The sequence below is a fragment of the Dolichospermum circinale AWQC310F genome (assembly GCF_000426925.1).
Classification (GTDB): domain Bacteria; phylum Cyanobacteriota; class Cyanobacteriia; order Cyanobacteriales; family Nostocaceae; genus Dolichospermum; species Dolichospermum circinale.
Map to the genome: position 1 here is coordinate 30,011 of NZ_KE384671.1, position 5,601 is coordinate 35,611.

The 5,601-nt window shown below is 36.2% G+C and carries 7 protein-coding genes; 4 read left to right on the forward strand and 3 right to left on the reverse strand.

Going from position 1 to position 5,601, the window contains the following annotated elements:
- Window positions 1-8 precede the first annotated feature (8 nt).
- A complete protein-coding gene (locus ACIR310F_RS0106130; RefSeq protein WP_028083050.1) occupies window positions 9-914 on the reverse strand; it encodes an alpha/beta fold hydrolase in 906 nt (301 codons plus the stop codon).
- A gap of 45 nt (window positions 915-959) precedes the next feature.
- Complete coding sequence (locus tag ACIR310F_RS0106135; protein ID WP_028083051.1) at window positions 960-1,394, reverse strand: SufE family protein; 435 nt, start codon at window positions 1,392-1,394, stop codon at window positions 960-962.
- Between the two features lie 227 nt (window positions 1,395-1,621).
- Between ACIR310F_RS0106135 and psaK the strand changes: the two genes are divergently transcribed.
- Both psaK and ACIR310F_RS0106145 read left to right on the forward strand, forming a co-directional pair.
- Window positions 1,622-1,882, forward strand: coding sequence for a photosystem I reaction center subunit PsaK (psaK, locus tag ACIR310F_RS0106140; protein WP_028083052.1), 261 nt, complete (start codon window positions 1,622-1,624; stop codon window positions 1,880-1,882).
- 263 nt (window positions 1,883-2,145) lie between these two features.
- On the forward strand, window positions 2,146-2,640 hold the full coding sequence (locus ACIR310F_RS0106145) for an ureidoglycolate lyase (RefSeq protein WP_028083053.1): 495 nt from the start codon (window positions 2,146-2,148) through the stop codon (window positions 2,638-2,640).
- 8 nt (window positions 2,641-2,648) lie between these two features.
- Here ACIR310F_RS0106145 and ACIR310F_RS0106150 read toward each other — a convergent pair whose 3' ends face one another.
- A complete protein-coding gene (locus ACIR310F_RS0106150) occupies window positions 2,649-3,065 on the reverse strand; it encodes an NUDIX hydrolase (protein WP_028083054.1) in 417 nt (138 codons plus the stop codon).
- Window positions 3,066-3,316: 251 nt separating this feature from the next.
- Here ACIR310F_RS0106150 and ACIR310F_RS0106155 point away from each other — a divergent pair, with 251 nt between their 5' ends.
- Window positions 3,317-4,057, forward strand: coding sequence for a cytochrome c biogenesis protein CcdA (locus tag ACIR310F_RS0106155; protein ID WP_028083055.1), 741 nt, complete (start codon window positions 3,317-3,319; stop codon window positions 4,055-4,057).
- A gap of 3 nt (window positions 4,058-4,060) precedes the next feature.
- Complete coding sequence (locus ACIR310F_RS0106160; protein WP_028083056.1) at window positions 4,061-5,440, forward strand: cytochrome c biogenesis protein; 1,380 nt, start codon at window positions 4,061-4,063, stop codon at window positions 5,438-5,440.
- The last annotated feature ends 161 nt before the right edge of the window (window positions 5,441-5,601 follow it).

The window sequence follows — 5,601 nt, forward strand, 5'->3', positions numbered from 1 at the left end:
CCAACGCCTCATAAGCGATTTAAAAATGGTAGTATAAACTGAAAAACCTCCGCTGGAAATTCTTCATGAAGTCCTAGAGAACCGGTAACTACCACACTCTCTACTTTTGGTAACGCGGCTAATGCGTCCATTTCCTGACGTGATTTTGTCGGACTAGATGCGCCAATAACCGCCATAATTGGTACAGACAAAGATTGAGCTAGAGAAAGAAATTCTGATTGAGTGTAAAAGGTGTCAATATTACCTGTGACAAAAGCCGCTGAAGCAAATCTCGCTCCTGTTTTTTGGGTAGTTTGCCACTTATTGGCGATAAAATCGGGTGTAAGTTTGTCAGCATTACTAAAAACGTGACGAGTGTACATCCATTTTAAAAAAGATCGTGCTGTATTGAGCTTATACAGGAATTGACCAATAATGGGCAGTCTGATAATTCCCCGTACCATAGCCGCTATTTCCTGACTTGCACCCATTGTTGGTAAAGGTCCACGCCAAGTTGGGGCTATTAATACAATTTTGTTAAGTATTTGCGGTTCTTTAAACGCCAGTTCGAGAATATAACCAGCAGCATGACCAGCACCAATTACGGAAACTGTCCTATTAAATACAGATTTGACAAAATCCGCCAAAAATTGCTGATATATGACTGGTCTGTAATCTAAACCGAGTCGGGAAGAGTCACCAAACCCAGGCCAGTCTATGACTGTGACTTGAAAATGGGGTGTGAGTAATTTCGCTAATTCTGCCATTTCTGCCCTGGTAGAAACGCTGCTAAAGGCTGGTAATAATAGAATGGGTGAACCTTGGCCAAGGGTTTCATATACTATTCGTAATTCCTGATTTTCCCATTGCCAAGGATATTCCTGTACTTTACCACCAAATGCAGCAGCGGGATTTGTTAATAAATTAGTAGACATCTGATTAAGTTCATAATTAGAAAGAATTTACTTATTTCCTAATCCCTAACTTTCTAACTTACATTCTAAAGCTTTTTTTTGCATAGTTTTAAAAATGTTGTAAAAGCCATTAGCACGAGAAGGCGTTAAGCTAACATTTAAACCAGTTTCTTGAATAAAATCGGGAGTAAGTTGGACTATTTCTGTGGGTGTTGATCCATTTAATCCTTCTATCAATAATGCTAATAATCCTTTGGTTAATTGGGAATCAGAATCACCCTGAAATGTTACTTTATCATCTGCTAAAGATGCGGTGACATATACTTGAGAAACACAACCTGGAACTTTGTTTTCTGGGAGTTTATCAATTTCAGGAAACTCTTGCAGTTTTTGAGCGTACCATATTAACTGTTCATAGCGTCTTTTGGGTTCTGTAGCCCTTTGAAAACGTTCGACAATTTTCTTTAGCGCGGGTGGTAAGGAATTAATAGTTGAGGACATGATCAATTTCAGGAAGTAATTACTTTTATCTTACCAATTATCAGCCCTTCCAGATATCATAAGTATGATCAAACACTAAAACTGGCTATTCAGTAGTATGATTGTTTCTATTGTGAATTGCAAACAAATGTTAAATTTTACTACAAAGTAAGCAATGATATAGATTTTTATTACCAAATATTTAGATGATATTGTTAAGTATCCCCAAATATCAGGAGTAAATTTAGATGTTAACTTCAACCTTGTTGGCTACAGCTACAACAACGTTAGAATGGAGTCCTAATATTGGCATCATTATGATTGTAGCCAATATTTTTGCGATCGCTGTCGGCAAATTTACCATTCAGCAGCCTAACGCTAAACCAGAATTACCAGCGCCTCAATTTTTCGGTGGTTTTGGTTTACCCGCTGTACTAGCAACTGCTTCCTTTGGACATATCTTGGGAGCCGGTATTATTTTAGGACTACATTACATTGGCAAAATATAAATTTTGCTAACTGGAAATTAGAGGAAGGAAAATATATTTCCTCTCTCTTTTTCTCAGAATAATAAAGATCAAATAGGAGTGCCTTGCATAATGACAGTATTACAGTGGTGCGGGCATCTTGCCCGCATTGTAGCTCACTCAAGCTGAACTTGCTGTATGTTTCGCGCGAAGCCACAAGGTCGCAAAGTCGCAAAGTTTGAGATTTCAAATCTTGGTTTTTTCTAATTTAATGCAGTCACACCCAAATATTTAGTCAAGAACTTATGAGTACATTATCAAAAATACAAAAATTACCATCTCAATTAATTACACCAGAGAATTTTCAACCCTATGGACAAGTAATATATGTAAGTAAAGATGGCAAAAATTTTGATCAAGAAGATGCACAATTAAATTTACAAAATGGTATTCCCCGTTTTTATATTATGCGGTTACAGGAAAAAGGTAGAAAATTTCACCACATTACTCGTCATGTCAAATGTACTCAATGTTTGGGTTCTTTAGATGGTAAAGATTGGTTCATGGTAGTTTGTCCACCTAATAATCATATAAATGAACCTGAATTATCAAAAATTGCGGCTTTTCAGATTCCTGGAAGTTGTTTTATTAAATTAGATGTGGGAACTTGGCACGCAGGACCATATTTTGATCATGAGTTTGTAGATTTTTACAATTTAGAATTGAGTGATACAAATGTGGTAGATCATTTTACCCATAATTATCTCAAAAGTCATAATTTGTCCTTTGAGATAATTTAAATACTCTTTTATTGGTTCATTATTAATGAAGTCTGAATAATTCTTTTTAGTGAATTTTCCTTCACTAATTCAGCAGCTTGGTTAACTTCTAACCATTTTCTTTCTCTTGCAGTGGCTTCTGGCCAATCTTCTAATACTTCTTCTACAGGTAATAAAAATAAATTTACTCGATAGATATTCCCCCGTTTGCGATATTTATAATTACCAAATTTTTCCGTTGTGACTCTACCTAAAACTCCCGCTTCTTCCCATGCTTCCTTTGCTGCTGACTCATGAGGACTCATACCTTTACAAAGTCCCCCTTTAGGAATCACCCAACCTTGACGTTTACGAGTTGTAATTAATAAAATTTCTACTTTTCCCTCTATTATTCTATAGGGAATAACTCCAGATTGTTGTAAAACTTTACTGGTTTTTTGAGCCATGGTGGTAGATTCCTTTGCAACTACTATTTTCGGTTTTCTACGGATATTTGATGTTGATTTAATCCTAAAATAATCTTCAGGATAATTAACCTGATTCTGGGCAATCTTTACTAGAAATTCATCAATCTTTCACAAAAATCCGGGAAAATATCTGGCAACACCCTAATTAATATTTACTTGTTTTCATCACTTGATCACCCAAAATATGTTAAAATTCAACCAGAGTAAGCATTTTTTACTTAAACATACTCATGTTAGAAATTCTAGAAACCCGAATTTACGAACTGGAACAATTTGCTAATACCCTGGTTACTAACCAACTCACCCACTTAAGTATTGTGAGTATTGGCATTATTTTTACTGCGGGCTTGCTTACGAGTCTCACGCCTTGTATGCTGTCTATGTTGCCCATTACTATTGGCTATATTGGTGGTTATGAAGCTAAAACCCGCTTACAAGCAGCGGTTCAATCAACTTGGTTTGCGTTAGGATTAGCAACTACACTGGCAGGAATGGGTATTATAGCAGGTTTAATAGGTAAAGTCTACGGTCAAATAGGAATTGGTTTACCAATTCTTGTCAGCATTATTGCTATTATTATGGGATTAAACTTATTAGAAGCATTACCCATACAATTTCCTTCTTTAAATGACACAAATTGGATTTCTGAAGATTTACCTCCCGGAGTGCGTTCCTACTCCATTGGGTTAACATTTGGGTTGGTTGCTTCCCCCTGTAGCACACCAGTTTTAGCGAGTTTATTGGGTTGGGTTGCTAATAGCCAAGATTTAGTTTTAGGTGCTGTTTTACTACTTGCTTATACAGCCGGATATGTAGCTCCATTAATTTTAGCAGGTACGTTTACTGCTAGTATTAAAAAACTATTAGAATTGCGCCGTTGGTCTGGCTGGATAAATCCTGTTAGCGGGGCATTATTAGTAGGTTTTGGTGTTTTTTCCTTAGTTTCTCGGATCCCTATTAGTAGTTTCTAAATAATGACTTTAGATCAAACAACATCCACAGAATTAATTTGGTGGTTAATACCTGGGAAATTTATGCGGCGAAAAATTTTACCCATATTAACTGATTTACGTTTGGCAATTATCCTCTTATTAGTAATTGCCTTATTTAGTGTTAGTGGTACTGTCATTGAACAGGGACAATTACCTGCATTTTACCAATCTAACTATCCAGAACATCCCGCTTTATTTGGGTTTCTCACTTGGAAAGTTATTCAAGTAGTCGGGTTAGATCATGTATATCGAACTTGGTGGTTTTTGAGTTTATTAGTTCTATTTGGAACGAGTTTAACAGCTTGTACCTTTACTCGTCAATTACCAGCCCTGAAAGCTGCTCAAAAATGGAAATATTACGAAGAACCTCGCCAATTTCAAAAATTAGCTTTGAGTGCTGAATTAGCAGGTGTTTCCCTACAGTCAATTATGCCAATTTTGCAGCAAAAAAGTTATCGGATTTTTCAAGAGAAAGATGATATTCTTTATGCTCGTAAAGGTATAATTGGTCGGATAGGACCGATCATTGTTCACATTGGTATTGTTGCCATTTTATTAGGTGGAATTTGTGGATCAATGACGGGATTTATGGCTCAAGAAATGATTTCTAGTGGGGATACATTCCAAGTAAAAAATATTGTTGATGCTGGTGCTTGGTCTTCTCAAGATGTGTTAAAAGATTGGTCCGTGCGTGTCAATCGCTTTTGGATTGATTACACACCAACGGGAGGAATTGACCAATTTTATTCAGATATGTCTGTGCTGAATAATCAGGGTGAAGAAGTTAATCATGAGAAGATTTATGTTAACAAACCTCTGCGTTATCATGGTGTAGTTTTCTATCAAACAGATTGGGGAATTTCCAGCGTTCAGGTAAGATTAAATAAAAGTCCAATTTTCCAATTACCAATGGCACAATTAGACACCAAAGGTAAAGGTAGAATTTGGGGAACTTGGATACCCACAAAGCCTGATTTAAGCGAAGGTGTTTCCCTATTAGCTAAAGATCTACAAGGAATGGTATTAATTTATGACGCTCAAGGTAAATTAATTAATACTGTGCGTGCAGGAATGTCTATCCCTGTAAATGGAGTTAATTTAAAAATTATTGATGTCATTGGTAGTACAGGGTTACAAATTAAATTTGATCCGGGTATTCCCATTGTTTATACTGGCTTTGCTTTATTAATGTTGGGTGTAGTCATGAGTTATTTTTCCCATTCCCAAATTTGGGCTTTACAAAAAGGTGAAACTTTATATATTGGGGGTAAAACTAACCGCGCTCAAGTTGCATTTGAACGAGAAGTTTTGACAATTTTAGATCAACTTAGTTCGGTCAGCAAAATAGAAAAAGGTGAATAATTTTGTAGGTTGGGTTTAGGCTTTGGGAAACCCAAAAAAATCTGGAAAATGTTGGGTTTCATTCTTCAACCCAACCTACTAATTGCCTATACTAAGTAGGTGAACGGAAAAAAACCGACATAAGTAACGAAAAGTAAAGTTGCCCAAAACCTGTTCCCTGT